Raw genomic sequence first — 15,607 nt, 5'->3', positions numbered from 1 at the left:
CAATGTGCGATTGAGCGTTATTGTGCGGTTGCCTCACACTTTTTCTATGGTGGGCTTTGTTGTGTGAGCCTACTTAACGCGGGAGGTGGAGGAGCGGACCTTCAGCTGGGCCGGGAACACGATGTAGGGTTGCTCAATCGGCTTTTCGTCAATGAGATCGAGCGTCATGCGGGCTGCCACGCGGGCCATTTCCACCGGATCCTGGCGGATGGTGGTCAGGCCGATATCGCCGGTGTAGAAACTATCGTCGTAGCCGATCAACGAGACGTCGCCGGGCACGGAGAATCCATTGCGCTCCAGCTGGAACATAAGCGGCAAAGCAATGCCGTCCTCTTGGCATGCGATGGCGGTGGGCATCTCGTCTTGGCTTATGAGTTGGTTGACCACGTCGCTGATTTCATAACGTCCATCGTCATCGACCTTGCAGACGATAACCTGCGGCTCGATGCCTTCCCTGCGGCAGCAGGCGGTGAATGAGTCGAATCGGCTTTGCACGGAGAAGCTCAGCGACACCTCGCGATTGGTGCTGATGTAGGTGATGCGGCGATGTCCGAGATTGATAAGATGGCGGGCGGCCAGCGTGGAGCCCTGCACATCGTCGATATTGACGGCGGCGGTAAAGCCGCGGGCTTCGGGTTCGACTGAATTGATGCCGACGATCGGCACGCCGACCGAAGCCAGTTGCGCGATTTCGTTGTTGTCGATATCGAAAGACGCCACAATCACGGCATCGGCGTTACGGCGTACCGGCAACATCTCGAAGAATTCCTTGCGCTCCTCGATGCTGGAAATCTGGAATACCGAAATATCGTAGCCCTGCGTGTGCAGCACCTCGTTGAGCCCCTCGATGACCGAGGCGGTGAACCACAGGCGGATATGGCCGCTCATCAGTACTGCGATGCGCAGGGAGCGGCCGGATTTCAGGGCCGCAGCCGAGCGGGAGAGTGAGAAATTGAGTTTGTCGGCGATGGCGAGCACGCGCTCGCGGGTCTTGGCCGACACCAGATCCGGCCTGGTGAAGGAACGTGAGACGGTGGAGATGGAGACGCCGGCCTCGCGGGCGACATCCTGAATGCTCGTAGCCATTGCAGCCCCCTTGCGTTGAATGGAAAATCGCAATACACATGCACAACTGACTCCAGTGTACATGCTGATTGATTGATCTGCGGCGATGACAACGATTGTATTACAAACGTTTGCAAAGTGTCTATGTCGGCGTTAGATTGGCTTTATATAGCCATTATCTTAGGTGAAAGAAGATTGCTGGAACCGGAGTATGCTCGAACTTGAAACGCCTAAAATGACAACGTTTGACATATAATGATTCGACGTTTACTATGAACATAGGCTTGAACGAGAACAGGCCGTGCATGCGGTTCTCGATCGGCAAGCTCGCATTGAGTTGAACTCCGCAGCCGGCGCACGATGCAGTGTCGCAACGCAGCGGACTCAAGGAGGAGGAAAAGTCATGATCAGCATGGCTGGCAAGGCGATACGCAGATGGTGGGCGCTGTTCGCGCTTCCCACATTCGCCGCATTCATCATCGGGTTCCTGGTGCCCTTCATCATGGGCGTCTACTTAAGCTTCTGCGAATTCACCACCGTTACCGACGGTGAATGGGTGGGGCTTAAGAACTATGGCAAAGCGTTGAAAGACAAGGAATTCCTGCACGCGCTCGGCTTCTCCACCGCGTTCACCATCGTGACCACCATCGTGATCAACGTGATCGCCTTCGCCATCGCCTACATGCTGACCAAGGCGATCAAGGGCTCCACGCTGTTCCGCTCGGTATTCTTCATGCCGAACCTTATCGGCGGCATCATCCTGGGCTACATCTGGCTGCTGCTCCTGAACGGCGTGCTGGCCCACTGGGGCCGCGCCCTGACCTATAAGGCGTCCTACGGGTTCTGGGGCTTGGTCATCCTGGTGTGCTGGCAGCAGATCGGCTACATGATGATCATCTACATCGCCGGCCTGCAGGCCCTGCCCACCGACGTGCTGGAGGCTGCGGCCGTGGACGGCGCCAACGGACGGCAGACCATGTTCCGCATCATCATCCCGCTGATGATGCCGTCCATCACCGTGTGCTCCTTCCTGACCGTGACCAACGGTTTCAAGCTCTACGATCAGAACCTCGCATTGACCAACGGTGCGCCGAGCAACATGTCTGAAGGTCTGGCGCTGAACATCACCCGCACCTTCTACGGCCGTATGGGCTGGGAAGGCGTCGGCCAGGCGAAGGCCGTGCTGTTCTTCATCCTGGTCGCGGTCATCGCCCTGATTCAGAACAAGCTCACCACGAGCAAGGAGGTGGCAGCCTGATGAACGAGAACAAGCCTGTGAAGCATGGCGCATTATGGACCGTGCTGTTTGCCGTTGTCTCCCTGTTCTGGATTTTCCCGATCGTCCTGGTGCTGATCAACTCCTTCAAGCAGAAGGCGTACATCTCCAAGAACGCGTTCTCCCTGCCTGCCGGCAAGGCGTTCGTGGGACTTGAGAACTATGTGCGCGGCATCGAGACCACGCAGTTCTTCGCCTCCTTCGGCTGGACGCTGCTTATCACCGTCGGCTCGGTGGCGCTGATTCTGGTGTGCACCTCGATGTGCGCATGGTGGATCGTGCGCGTGAACAACTGGGCCGCGAAGCTGCTCTACACCCTGTTCCTGTTCAATATGATCGTGCCGTTCCAGATGGTGATGTTCACCCTCTCCAAGATCGCCGACATGCTGAAGCTCAATACCCCGTGGGGCCTGTGCATCGTGTACCTCGGTTTCGGTGCCGGTCTGGCCGTGTTCATCTTCACTGGCGTGATCAAGGGCATCCCGCAGGAGCTTGAGGAGTCCGCCATGATCGACGGCGCGTCAGTGCCGCGCATCTTCTTCCAGATCGTGGTGCCGATTATGAAGCCGTCGATCGTCTCGGTGGCCATCCTCGAAGCCATGTGGATCTGGAACGACTACCTGCTGCCGTACCTGACGCTCGACCTCGGCAAGTACAAGACCGTCTCGGTCGCCGTGCAATACCTCAAGGGCGGCTACGGTTCCGTGGATATGGGCGCCATGATGGCCTGCCTGGTGCTGGCCATCATCCCCATCATCGTCTTCTACTTGGTATGCCAGAAGTATATAGTCTCTGGTGTCATGGCGGGAGCCGTCAAGGGCTGACGACTCGCGTCGTCAGCCCATGGCTGGAAGCCCAGTGGGCTTCCAGCAGGCTCCAGGCTGAGCCGCGACAGCGGCGAAGCTAATGATGAGCCTCGTCGTAGGCGAGTCCGTAATTGCAGGGCCGAAGGCGGAGCGGTCAAGGGTTGAGCCCGACAATTTGGCTCCCCTCCCTGAGGGGAGCCAAAAGCTGTACGAGGAGTAGTTGATGAACTGGCTGGCACCGGACTCGAAATTCATGCGCGCGTGGAGCAATCTTGTTGACGGCGTATGGATCAACATTCTGATGCTGGTCACTTCGATTCCGCTCATCACCATCGGTGCGGCCCTGACCGCCGGCCATGATGCTTGCCGCCGCTCCATCGAGGGCGAGGGCAAAGGCGTAACCGCCAACTACTTCAAGTCATTCAAAGCCAACTTCATCAAAGCCACACTGCTGTGGCTGCCGTTCTTGGTGGTGCTGATTGCACTGGTCTGGTCATGGATCGTCCTGCAGATCACGCCGCTGCTCATCATCAAATTCGCGCTGACCATCCTCTGGCTTATCGGTTTCGAATGGGTGTTCGCGCTTCAGGCACGCTTCGAGAACACCGTGGCCGGCACCTTGAAGAACGCCTTCATCTTCGGCATCTCCCACATCGCGATGACCGTGGCCCTGGTCATCGTGGATGCCGTGTTCGTGGCACTGCTGGCGGCCAGCTGGTTCCACATGCCCGGTGGACTGTTCCTGCTGGTGATCCTTGGTTACGGCACCATGCTGATGCTCCATATCCCCGTTACCGAGCGTGTTTTCAATCCATATCTCATTGACTAGGCGGGTTCTCTCACGAATATGTGGCGATCTTCGAGGTCTGAGCGTTCTCTGTCCACGCAAGCGCGGTAAAGATAACAAATTGATAACAGTTTGGGGCGGCTGGCGGAGCGGGGTGCCGATTGAGGGGTATTAGTGATTGGCTTGGAAGGGGGCTTTTGGCATACGGGGAGTGTTCGGGCTGGGCGGTTGCCCCCCTGTAAGTGCTTATATACATAAGGAATCTGGCACACTGAGTCTCAGTGCCGTAATGGTATCATCGCAAATAATGTTTGCGTTCACGTAGAGGCGAACGAGACACCCGACAAGTGGGTCGAGGCAAAGGACAAGGAGAGATGCGGTGAAGCATTGGAAGAAGATGGCAGCATCGTTGATTGCAATATCAACGATGGTGGCAGTAGTTCCGACGACGTATGCCATGGAATCGGAAGATTCCCAACCACAGACAACCGATACCGCGACAGTGCAGACTACTAAGGCTGCTGAACCGACGCTGCTCGCCAGCTGGGACTTCACGGGCAAAAACGGCACCACGAACAGCGCGATTGCCGATTCGACCGGCAAGTACAACCTGACGCTGAAGGACGGTGCCAAGATCGAACAGTACGGTGACCGCAGCAACAACGAGGCGCTCTCACTGCGCGGCGATGGCCAGTACGCCCAGATCGATGACCAGCTGTTCAAGGACGCCGGCGACTCCTTCACTCTGGAGTTCGCGTCCAAGACTCGTCACGACGACAGCGGCAAGTTCTTCTCGTTCATCGTCGGCAAGGACGGCTCGAACGACGCCAACACCACCGATCAGGCCAACGCCAACAAGTACCTGATGTTCTACAACAGCAAGACCGCCATCAAGGGCGTTATCTCCAACAACAACTGGGGTAACGAACAGGGATCCAAGGTCACCGTTTCCGGCAACGACAACAGCTGGGCCGATTACAAGATTGTCGTGGACGGCACCAACCTTGCCGTGTTCCGCAACAATGCCCTGATCATTTTCAAGGCCAACACCGGCATCAAGATGAGCGATCTCGGTGCGACCACCGCCTACATCGGCAAGTCGTTCTACTCCGTCGATGAGTACTGGAATGGTGCAATGGATGATATCAAGGTCTACAGGGGCGCTGACCTGACCATGCCGACCGCCGTTGCGATTTCCGGTACCGGTGTGGTGAACAACAAGCTCACCCTGATTGAGAAGGACTCCACCAAGCTCACCGCCACCGTCACTCCGGACGACGCCGTGAGCAAGAACGTCACCTGGTCCTCCTCCGATGAGTCCGTGGCCAAGGTCGCCGCAGACGGTACTGTAACCGGCGTCAAGGCTGGTACTGCCACCATCACCGCCACCACTGAGCTGGGTGGTGTGAAGGCCGAACTGCCCGTCACCGTTGAGCCGATGAACGCCCAGAACGCCGCCGCAGCCGACCTCGATGCCGCGATTGCTGCGCTGAAAGTTCCGGCGGCCGAGAATCTGCCGCTAGTCGCCAAGGGCACCAAGAACGGCTCGGCGATTACGTGGAAGTCCTCGGACGAGAAGCTCATTACGTCCACTAACGAGAAGTACGAAAACAGGACCACTGGTGCCGATGACCCGTATCGTGGTGCTGGCATCATCAATCGTCCGGCCTACGGCGACGGTGATTCCAAGCCGGTTACGCTGACCGCCACCGCTTCCTACAACGGCGGTGAGAAGGTCACCAAGACCATCGAGGTCACTGTCAAGGAGAAGACCCGCATCGCGCCTGACACCGGCTATGCGGCCGTCACTTTTGAGAGCGACAGCAACGGTGGAGAAAAGGCCTGGGTGGCTTCCACTGAGAAGAACGATTTCTTCACGTTTAAGACTCGCAACAATGGCCAGGCGGTACTTACCAATGATGCAGACACGGGTGGCTTGCGTGACATGTTCGTGCTGCGTTCCCACGAAGGCGACAAGTACTACCTGATTGCCACTGATCTCAAGGTCTCGTCAATGGGCTGGAGCCAGAACCAGGTTAACGGTTCTCGGAAAGTTGAGGTCTACGAGTCCACCGATATGATGAACTGGACCCGTACCAACGGCGACGGCAACGGCGGCATCACCATCAACACGCCGAACGCCGGTATGACCTGGGCGCCGGAAGCTTACTGGGATGATGACCTGAACGCTTACGTGGTGTTCTTCTCTTCCCGCATGTTCACTGATGACACCCGTACCACTCCGGTCAAGAACGACAAAACCGGCAATAGCTCCTATGCTCAGGTGCGTTACGCCATCACCCGCGACTTCGTGAACTTCACCGAGCCGCAGATGTGGCAGGACACCGGCTACTCGCGCATTGATTCCACCGTGCGTAAGATCGGTGGCTACTACTACCGATTCACCAAGAATGAGCAGGGCGGTGCCGCTGGCGATTACATCACCACTGGTAAGAGCATCTTCCTTGAGCGTTCCAAGGTGCTGACTGCACCGACCACCGAGGCATCTCCGGGTCAGGACCCGAACACCGGTTGGCAGCTGCTCGAGCAGGCGTTGCTGCCGTTCGAAGGACCAGAGACCATCAAGCTCAACAAGGATGACGAACTCAACACGAAGGACGACGACGGCTACATTCTGCTGTCCGACAACTTCGCCTACCGTGCATTTATGACCACGGGTGCCGAGCTTTCCAAGACCACGTGGGACAACCCGATGACCAAGCGTTACCCGGACTTCAACAACGAAAAGAAGCCGGTCAAAGCCGAGCCGGGCGCTCAGGGCTACATCACTCAGGGTGCTAACGGCGGTCTGCCGGACAAGGTGCGTCACGGTGCGTTCGTGAACGTGCCTGAGTCTGTGCTCAAGGTGACGAAGTCCTGGACCGCTGCCAACCCGACGCACATCGAGGCTGTTGACTCCACCACCAAGGCCGTGTACAACGCCGGCACCCGCGAGCTCACCGCCACGGTGACCTCCGCCGATAAGGGCACGCTCGCCGGTTCGGTGAAGTTCTCTGCTGGCGACTGGTCCAAGACCGTGAAGCTCGACGCCGAAGGCAAGGCCACTGTGACCCTCCCGGCCAGCGTCTCTGGCACTGTTGCGGTTGCTTACGACGGCTACACCGATGGTTTGGTCAATCCATCCGATACTACGGTTGACGGCATTGAACAGGGCAAGGTCGATTTGGCTGAGCTCAACAAGCAGATCGCCGCCGCCGAAGCGCTCAAGGAATCCGACTACACGGCCGATTCCTGGGCCAAGCTTGCCGCCGCGCTGAAGACTGCCAAGGCCGCGCTCGCCGCTGAGAATCAGGGCGAGGTCGATACCGCCGCAGCCGACCTTAAGACCGCAATCGAAGCCCTGCAGAAGGCTCCGACCAATCCGGGCGAAGGTGACGGAGATAAGGGCGACGGCAATAAGCCGACTACCCCGACCACCGGCGACAAGACCAACGTCAACAAGCCCGGCAGCGCGCTGAGCAATACCGGTACGGCCGTGCTCGGCCTGGGTGGTGCCGTGGTAGCACTCGCCATCGCCGGCATCTCCCTAACCCTCTGGCGCAAGCGTCGCGCCTGAGCTGCTACGGCAACCAAGCCCCCCTCTGACGAGGGGGGCTGTCAGCCGAAGGCTGACTGGGGGAGAGACCGCGGCGAAGCCACCGAAAGAACGGCATGGCCTTCGGCCGATTCTGTATCCCGCGGCTGCCGCCGCAGGTCTCTCCCCCGACTGCCTAACGGCGGCCACCTCGAACGCAATTAAGGACCAGCTTTCAGCTGGCTTCATATTTGCTCACTGTCGTTCGCCTTCGCCTAAAAACGACTCTGGCGTTTTCTTCACGGCTCAGCTCATCAGAGGGCGGCCACAAAACTTCGCTCCATAACTGAAGGCGCAACCACAATCAACCCTATCAATGAGGAGAAACATGGGAAAGCTGATACGAAAGGCAACCGGACTCACGGTCGGCGTGGCAACACTGCTCGCTGGTCTGGTGCTGCCGATGACGGCCAGTGCCGAGAGCGCATCGCCAATCGATGCCAGTCCGATCATCCACTATTCATTCGATAACGCACTGACGTCCAAGACCATCGCCAACGAGGGCAGCGCGGCCAACAGCGATGCCACCCTATCCGGCGACGCCACGGTGGCCAATGGCCAGATCAACCTGACCGGCTCGCAAACCATTAGCGTGCCGACCACGGCCATCGCCGGTAAGAAGGACGTTACCGTCTCCATCTGGCTCAAGAACAATTACGGCAACGGCAATACCGCCGCCGCGTACATCGGCGCGGCCAAGACCGGCAATTATCCGGCCAACGGCTACTGGCTGCTCAACCCGGCCAACCCGAGTGGCTACGCGAAATCCGTAATGACCAATGCCACTGCGGCCGACCCGAATAACAGCCCGTGGGGCACCGAAGTCGGCCCTGGATCGACGAACGCCGCCACCACCGGCACCAAGGCCACCAGCGATTTGGCTCTGTACACCACCGTCATCAGCGGCACCAACAGCACCATGAGCTTCTACCTCAACGGCAAGCAGGTTGGAGACGCCACCTACACCATTCCGGCCGGTGGCCTGACCAATTACGGCGGCCTCGTCGCCTACATTGGCAAGTCCTCCTACGCTGACCCGAACTCCAAGCTCGACGTGGACGATTACGCCGTATACGACACTGCCATCAGCGCCGCAGACGTGACCAAGCTGTATGACGCTCAGGTGCTCGACAAGGCCGAGGCCGCTGTCAAGGCCGCTGTGCCCGCATCCGCTACCGAGGACTTCGCGCTGCCGACCAGCGCCGCTGGCGTGAGCATCGCGTGGAAGTCGGACAACGCAGCCATCGCCGTTGACAACGCTACCGGCAAGGCCACAGTCACTCGTCCGGCCGCAACCGCAGCTGATGCCGAGGTGATCCTCACCGCCACGTTTGGCAACAACGCCAAAACCGCCGACTACACGGTCCTCGTGCCGAAGCAGCTCTCCGATGCCGAGCAAGCCAAGGCCGACCTTGACGTCGTCACCATCGAGGACTCCGACGACATCCGTAGCAACTTCTCCGTGCCCACCAAGGGCAACAATGGTTCGACCATCTCGTGGGAAGTGACCGGTGGCAAGGATATCGCCACACTAGGCGAAGGCGTGAACGACAAATCTCGAACGGTCACTGTTAAGCGCCCTGCCGCCGGTAGCGATGCCGTCACTGTGACGCTCAAAGCCATTGCCAAGTACGGTACCGCCACCGAAACGAAGACCTTCACCGTCACCATTCAGCCGATGCCTGCCGCCGAAGAGAAGGACGAGGCCTACGTGTGGGCGTTCTTCACCGGCGAGGGCGTGGGCGGCGAGAAAATCAGCCTCGCGGCTTCCAAGGGCAACGATGCGCTCGACTGGAACACGCTGAACAATGGCACTCCGCTGTTCACTTCCGAGTTTGGCGAGAAGGGTTTGCGCGATCCGTTCATCATGAAGTCCAAGGATGGTGACAAGTTCTACATGCTTGCTACCGATCTGAAGATTGACGGTCGTGCTCCCCTCAACGGGCTGAATGGCTTTGCTGGTGCACAGGCTAACGGTTCCAAGTACATTGAGATTTGGAAGTCCGACGATCTGGTCAACTGGTCCAAGCAAAGCCACGTCAAGGTGAGCTCTGATTACGCAGGCAACACTTGGGCGCCTGAGGCCTACTACGACGAGGAAATCGGCAAGTACGTGGTCTATTGGGCCTCGAACCTGTACGACAACACCGACGAGAACAGCCGCAAGCAGCTGACCTACAACCGCATGGTGTACGTCACCACCGATGACTTCGTCAACTTCTCCGACCCGACAGTGTGGATTGACGTTGATCGCCGAGGTGGTGCAGGCAGTGGATCCATCGATGTGACCGTGCAAAAGGTAGGGGATACCTACTACCGCATCTACAAAGATGAAAACACGATGTCTTTGCGTCAGGAGAAGTCCACAGATTTGACTGCCGCAATTGGTGGTGCCGGCGTGAAGAACTACGCCGATGCGCTTAAGGGTAGTGCATGGAGCGAAGTTGCCACGAACATCGGTAAAGGCCAGGCTAACGGTTACGGTAAAACCTTCACTTCCGGCGAAGGTCCATCGCTATTCAAGGCCAACGATGGCGACGTGAACGGCTACCAGTACTACCTGTTCGCCGACCAGCCGAGCTATCATCAAGGTCCAAACCACTATGTGCCGATGGCGACTGAGGATATCGCCAGCGGTCAGTGGACCGTTATCGGCAATAAGATGCCTGAGGTGAACTTCCCGACCAATTCCGATGGCGGCAAGCCGCGCCACGGCACTGTGCTGCCCGTGACCCGCGCCCAGTATCAGAAGGTGCTGGAGGCGTACGCTCCGGCTGTGGCTGTGAAGTCCGTTGACGCGCTGTCTGCCGAGACGACGGTTGGTGTGGCGCCGACGCTGCCGGAAACCGCGCATCTGACTCATGCGGACGGTTCCGTTTCTGACGTTGCAGTTGAGTGGGATGCCATTGACGCAGCTTCCTATGCCAAGACCGGCACTTTCACCGTCAAGGGCGTCGCCCAGGACGATTCCCGTATGCCGGTCGAGGCGACCGTCACCGTGACTGGCACTGACATCTCCGGGGCGGTCGTCACGGCCGAACCCAACGAGTTCACCGCAGACGGTGCTGCCAAGGAACCGGCCGTGACCGTTACGCTCGATGGCGCGACGCTCAAGGAAGGCGCCGACTACACGGTGGCCTACACGAACAACATCGAACCCGGCACCGCCACAGTGACCGTAACCGGCGCTGGCAAGTACTCCGGTACTGCTTCGGCAACGTTCACCATCAAGGCCGGCGAGCCCGGCTCCACGCTGGACAAGTCCAAGTTGCAGGCGCTTGTCGATAAGGTGAAGGGCTATAACAAGGCTGATTACCAGTCTGGTTGGGATGCTTTCGCCGCCGCGCTCGCCGACGCGAAGCAGGTGTTGCAGAGCTCCACCGACCAGCAGGAAGTGGACAAGGCGCTGTCTCGGCTCCAGTCCGCCGTCGACAAGCTGGTCAAGAAGTCCGGCGATTCCGGCAAGACCGATGGCAAGGATGACGGCACGCAAAAGCCCGCCGCCAAGCCGGGCAGCGCTCTGTCCAACACCGGCGCCTCGGTGTTCGGTGTGGGTATCACCGCGGTCATACTGCTCGCCGCCGCCGGCGCCGCCTACGCCTTCCGCAAGCGCCGCGCCTGAACTGTTTGCAGCGTAGACCAAGCCCCTTCTGGATGAGTCGAGCTGTGAAGCAAGCAGCCTACTGGATTGTTTGCTTCATGGCGCGGCCCCATCAGAGGGGCGTATCGCACGTTCGTCCGACGACGCTGTCGGACGCATAGGCTCTATAGCCCCATAGCTCCAATAGCCATTACCGAACTTCACCACTCAACATCTAGATCTGTTGCGCGACAAGCAGTATCACCGCGCGGAAAGAGGAAACCAATGACAACCAAACCATCGATAGGCAAACGCCTGCTCGGCGCGATGCTGGCAGTGCCGATGGCGCTCGCCGGCATGGGAATCGGCGCGACCACGGCGGTCGCGGCCGATACCGTTCCGACCAATAATCTCATCGCCGCCTACGACTTCACCACGAAGCCAAGTGACGGCAAGACCGTGGCCAACAGTGCGCCGAACGCTACGCTTGGCGCGGCCGAAGTACAGAACTCCGCCGACTCGCTTTGGGCCGATGATGCCCTCACCCTTTCCGGCGGTGCCAAGACCGGCACCGGCGACTGGGTCAAGCTGCCCTCGAATCTGCTGTCCGGCAAGGACGCCGCCACGGTGCAGTTGGAGGTCAAAGCGGATTCCAGCATGCTCAATGCTTTCCATTTCCTGTGGAACATCGGTAACGACAGCTCCGATACGGAGTATTTCTTCGCCACGCTCAACTGCGGCAGTTCGCGTAACCCGCTCGTCGGCCTGAAATCGGGCGGTACGGAGACGCTCGTGCAGTCCAGCTCCTGCGTGGCCAAGGCCGACCAATGGTTGTCGGTGACCGCCACCATTGATGGCACCGCCGCGAAACTGTACATCGACGGCACGCAGGTGGCATCCGGCACCGTGCCGGCCAAACTGTCCAGCGTCAAGGACCAGTCGCTCAACACCATCGGCCGTTCGCCGTGGCCCGACAACCTGTTCAAGGGCGCGGTCTCGAACTTCCGCGTATACGATGCCGCGCTCACCGCCGATCAGGTCGCCGCGATCAGCACTGCCGATGCCTCAATTCATGCCGGTGAACTCACCGGTTCCGTGCTGAACGGCATCATCATCCCCACGACGGTCGACGATCCGTTCATTTCGCTGCCCACTGCGAACGGCGTGACGTGGGCGTCCTCCGATAGCAGCGTCATCGCGACTGACGGCACGGTCAACCAGCCCGCCAAGGGCGAGGCAGCCAAGACTGTCACGCTGACCGCCGCCGTCACGGTCCGTGGCCAGACCGCTACGAAGGAATTCACGGTCACGGTCAACCCGACCACGAAAACTGCCGCTGAACAGCTCAAGGAAGTCGCGGCCGGCTACGTGATCCCGTCCGTCGTGCGTTCCGGAGACGCCCTCCCGGCGGCTGTGAATGGCACTACCGTCACGGTTACGTCCACTAAGGACGTAGCCGTCGAGGATGGCAAGATCACCATCGATGGCGACGAGGCCACGACCGGTACCATCACCGTCGAGTTCTCCAAGAACGGTCTCGCCGGCATCGAGCCCATTACCAAGGCCTTCACCGTAAAGGTGCTGCCCGCCGCGAAGTCCGCGACCATCGCCGCCTACGATCGCAACGCCACCGGCGAGAATGAGGCCAACAACGGCGACGTCGCCTACAGCATGCACCTCGCGCTGCAGAACGCCGACGGCTCGTACACCCCGTACAACGAGAATTACGGCATTTTCTTCGCACGCTCGCCGAAGGCGCAGAAGCTCAACGAGAACCTCGACGGCAATGACTATCGCAGTCTCAAGGATCCGAGCCTGTTCCGCATGGCCGACGGCACCTATGGCGTGATTTCCGTGCGTACCAACCGCGGCACCGCCACCGGTGACTCCACCGCGAAGTCCAGCGTGCTCATCGCCACCTCCGAAGACCTGCTCACCTATAGCGAACAGGAGAACTCCGGTTCCATCGTCGACCTTGGCGAGACCAACGGCGTCAACGCTCCGTACGCCGTGTACGACACCGCCAGCAAGCAGTATGTTGTCGGCTGGGCCGATGACAACGGCGTGGCCAAGTACACCACGTTCGATTCGCTCAAGGGCTCCACATCCAAGCACGGCAGCGTACTGTACGGTTCCGTCGCCAAGTCCGGCGTACTCGCCGCCGACGGTGTACAGGGCATCGCGAACTTCCGCTCCGGTGCCACCATCGCGGTGGACGAGGCCACGGTGAAGGCGCTCAACACCCGTTACGGCCGCTCTGAGAACACCGGCACGAGCAATCTCACTGACATCACCGTCAAGAAGGGCGCCTCAATCGATGAGGTGACCGCGCAACTGCCGAAGAACGTGGACCTCACTTACTCCGACGGTTCTACCGGCTCCCTGCCGATTTCCTCATGGAACACTGAGGGCATAGATCTGACGAAGGTGGGTGATTACACTGTCACCGGCACCGTCAAGCAGACCGAATACCAGATTCCGTTCGCTGAGGACCGCGCCGATCCATCGGTGTATAAGTGGCAGTGGACGCATGAGGCCGACGGCAAGGAAGTCACCGAAACCAAGTTCCTGATGATCGCTTCCAATGACATCCAAGGTGACGTCACTTGGCAGCATGGTTCGCCCCACATGCCGTTCCGCATGGCCGACACGATTTCCGGTCTCGCCGACGAGCCGGGCAACCCGAATGCCCTGATTCAGTCGAACGGCTACAACAACAAGGAGGTGTCGCTGCTCAAGGCTGGCGACAAGGACTCCGAGGGTAATGCCATCATGCACAGCTTCTGGGCTCCAGAAATTCATGAGATTGATGGTAGGCTCACGATTCTGTTCATGGCCGGATACGGCAACACATGGTCCAACGGCAAGTCGGTGTACATGCAGCTCAAGCAGGATGCCGACGGTCACGACCTCGACCCGGCCGACCCCGATAACTGGACTGTGCCGACACCGATCTACCGCAATGACGCCTCGCTGCTCAACGGTAACAAGCAGCTCGCAGCCACAGCGTCCGGCGGAGTGGGCATGTCGCTCGACATGACCTATTTCCAGGATGCCGACGGCAGGTCCTACTACGCCTGGCAGCAGCTCGGCGCCACCTACATCGCCACGATGGATCCGAAGGACCCGGCCCATGTGACCAGCTCCCCGGTGCGCATCGTCACCCCGGAGTATGCGTGGAACGCCGCCATAGCCGAAGGTCCGAACGTGACCCTGCGCGACGGCAAGCTGTACCTCATGTTCTCCGGTTCCGGCGTGGGTAAGACATACACCACTGGGCTGGCCGTAGCGGATGCCTCCGGTACTGACCTGACCGACCCGGCCAGTTGGACGGTGCTCAACTACCCGATTCAGAAGTCCGGTCCGTTCAACGGTGAGATGCAGCTCGGCACCGGTCACGGCATGTGGAGCGAGGACGAAGATGGCAACCAGATCTACGTGTTCCACGCCTATGCCACGAAGAACCTCGGCTCCGTGAATGCCACCGGCCGCGACATGTTCGTACGCCGCGTGCACTGGGCTGCCGACGGTATGCCGGTGTTCGACATGAGCTCTTCCGAGGAGCTGGCCTCCAAGACCGTTTCCGTGACAGTGAAGGTGGTCGACGACACGGTTACGGTCGACAAGACCGACTTGTCCAAGGCGCTCGCGTCCGCCAAGCAGCTGCGCGAGTCCGACTACACCGCCGCCTCGTGGAAGGCGTTCGCCGCAGCGTTGGCCTCCGCCGAGAAGGTTTATGCCGACGAGAACGCTTCGCAGAAGGACGTCGACGACGCAACCGCCGCGTTGAACAAGGCGCAGGCCGCGTTGGTGAAGGTCGACGGTTCCGATTCGGGCGATGGCTCGAGCGATTCGACTAAGCCGGGCGACGGCTCGAGCATTGACGCTGGTGCTACTGGTGATAAGACGGGCAACAAGCTCGGTCTGTCTAAGACCGGTGCCGCCGTACTCGGCCTCAGCGGCGTGGCCGTGGCGCTCGCTGCCGCCGGCATCGCCCTGACCCTCCAGCGCAAGCGCCAGGCCTGAGCGGCGTAAGCCTCCAATCGCGAAATCGGCCCGTGTGGAGGTGTATTTTCCGAGTTGTAGGGCAATGGCTGAAGTATTGGCCGTTGCGGCCGATGAGAGCCCGTTGGTATTCCGCCATTTTCGGGTGGTTGATCGGCTCTGGGAGTGGCGAGTACCCGGGCGCGTGCCCTACAACTCGGAAATACGCTCGGTACGGAGCCGTTTCTGGTTCACGGGATTTCGGCTGAAAATCCCGTGAACCAGAAACTTACAGAAATGCACATGGCCGGCCATCGAGTTCGGCTTGATTCCAATCTTTTGCGTGTGCGATTGCACATGTCTTCAGTTCACGGGATTTACCAGCATGATCCCGTGAACTGGATAACGCGGACATGCAGGCCACGCGGCTCAACAAGCCAATATTGCACACAGATGATGTGCGATTTTGTTTGTTGTGGGGTGCTGAGAAGGGGTAAATGTTCATTCGGGGAGA

At 59.5% G+C, this 15,607-nt stretch carries 7 protein-coding genes; 6 read left to right on the top strand and 1 reads right to left on the bottom strand.

Annotated elements, in window-relative coordinates:
- Positions 1-69: 69 nt before the first annotated feature.
- Positions 70-1,086, bottom strand: a complete 1,017-nt coding sequence (locus BLLJ_RS09590) for a LacI family DNA-binding transcriptional regulator (protein WP_007054086.1) — start codon at positions 1,084-1,086, stop codon at positions 70-72.
- 382 nt (positions 1,087-1,468) lie between these two features.
- On the opposite strand from BLLJ_RS09590, the gene BLLJ_RS09585 reads away from it, so the two are divergent.
- From BLLJ_RS09585 to BLLJ_RS09560, 6 genes are all read left to right on the top strand, one after another.
- Complete coding sequence (locus BLLJ_RS09585) at positions 1,469-2,323, top strand: carbohydrate ABC transporter permease (protein WP_007052964.1); 855 nt, start codon at positions 1,469-1,471, stop codon at positions 2,321-2,323.
- On the top strand, positions 2,323-3,165 hold the full coding sequence (locus tag BLLJ_RS09580) for a carbohydrate ABC transporter permease (protein WP_007056981.1): 843 nt from the start codon (positions 2,323-2,325) through the stop codon (positions 3,163-3,165). Before BLLJ_RS09585 ends, BLLJ_RS09580 begins: the two co-directional genes overlap by 1 nt.
- A 205-nt stretch (positions 3,166-3,370) precedes the next feature.
- A complete protein-coding gene (locus tag BLLJ_RS09575) occupies positions 3,371-3,976 on the top strand; it encodes a YesL family protein (protein ID WP_013583012.1) in 606 nt (201 codons plus the stop codon).
- Between the two features lie 337 nt (positions 3,977-4,313).
- Positions 4,314-7,511, top strand: a complete 3,198-nt coding sequence (locus BLLJ_RS09570; RefSeq protein WP_013583011.1) for an alpha-L-arabinofuranosidase — start codon at positions 4,314-4,316, stop codon at positions 7,509-7,511.
- Between the two features lie 346 nt (positions 7,512-7,857).
- Entirely contained in the window at positions 7,858-11,151 is a 3,294-nt protein-coding gene (locus tag BLLJ_RS09565; protein WP_013583010.1) for an immunoglobulin-like domain-containing protein, read from the top strand.
- A 243-nt stretch (positions 11,152-11,394) separates the two neighbouring features.
- Positions 11,395-15,135, top strand: coding sequence for a family 43 glycosylhydrolase (locus BLLJ_RS09560; RefSeq protein WP_013583009.1), 3,741 nt, complete (start codon positions 11,395-11,397; stop codon positions 15,133-15,135).
- The last annotated feature ends 472 nt before the right edge of the window (positions 15,136-15,607 follow it).

The organism is Bifidobacterium longum subsp. longum JCM 1217 (genome assembly GCF_000196555.1).
Lineage (GTDB): Bacteria > Actinomycetota > Actinomycetes > Actinomycetales > Bifidobacteriaceae > Bifidobacterium > Bifidobacterium longum.
Note: the sequence above shows the minus strand (reverse complement) of the source record. Positions and strands in the feature narration are given on the sequence as shown.

Coding starts and splice junctions, on each gene's coding strand:
- BLLJ_RS09590 (WP_007054086.1), bottom strand. CDS start 1,086: ATGGCTACGAGCATTCAGGATGTCGCCCGCGAGGCCGGCGTCTCCATC.
- BLLJ_RS09585 (WP_007052964.1), top strand. CDS start 1,469: ATGATCAGCATGGCTGGCAAGGCGATACGCAGATGGTGGGCGCTGTTC.
- BLLJ_RS09580 (WP_007056981.1), top strand. CDS start 2,323: ATGAACGAGAACAAGCCTGTGAAGCATGGCGCATTATGGACCGTGCTG.
- BLLJ_RS09575 (WP_013583012.1), top strand. CDS start 3,371: ATGAACTGGCTGGCACCGGACTCGAAATTCATGCGCGCGTGGAGCAAT.
- BLLJ_RS09565 (WP_013583010.1), top strand. CDS start 7,858: ATGGGAAAGCTGATACGAAAGGCAACCGGACTCACGGTCGGCGTGGCA.
- BLLJ_RS09560 (WP_013583009.1), top strand. CDS start 11,395: ATGACAACCAAACCATCGATAGGCAAACGCCTGCTCGGCGCGATGCTG.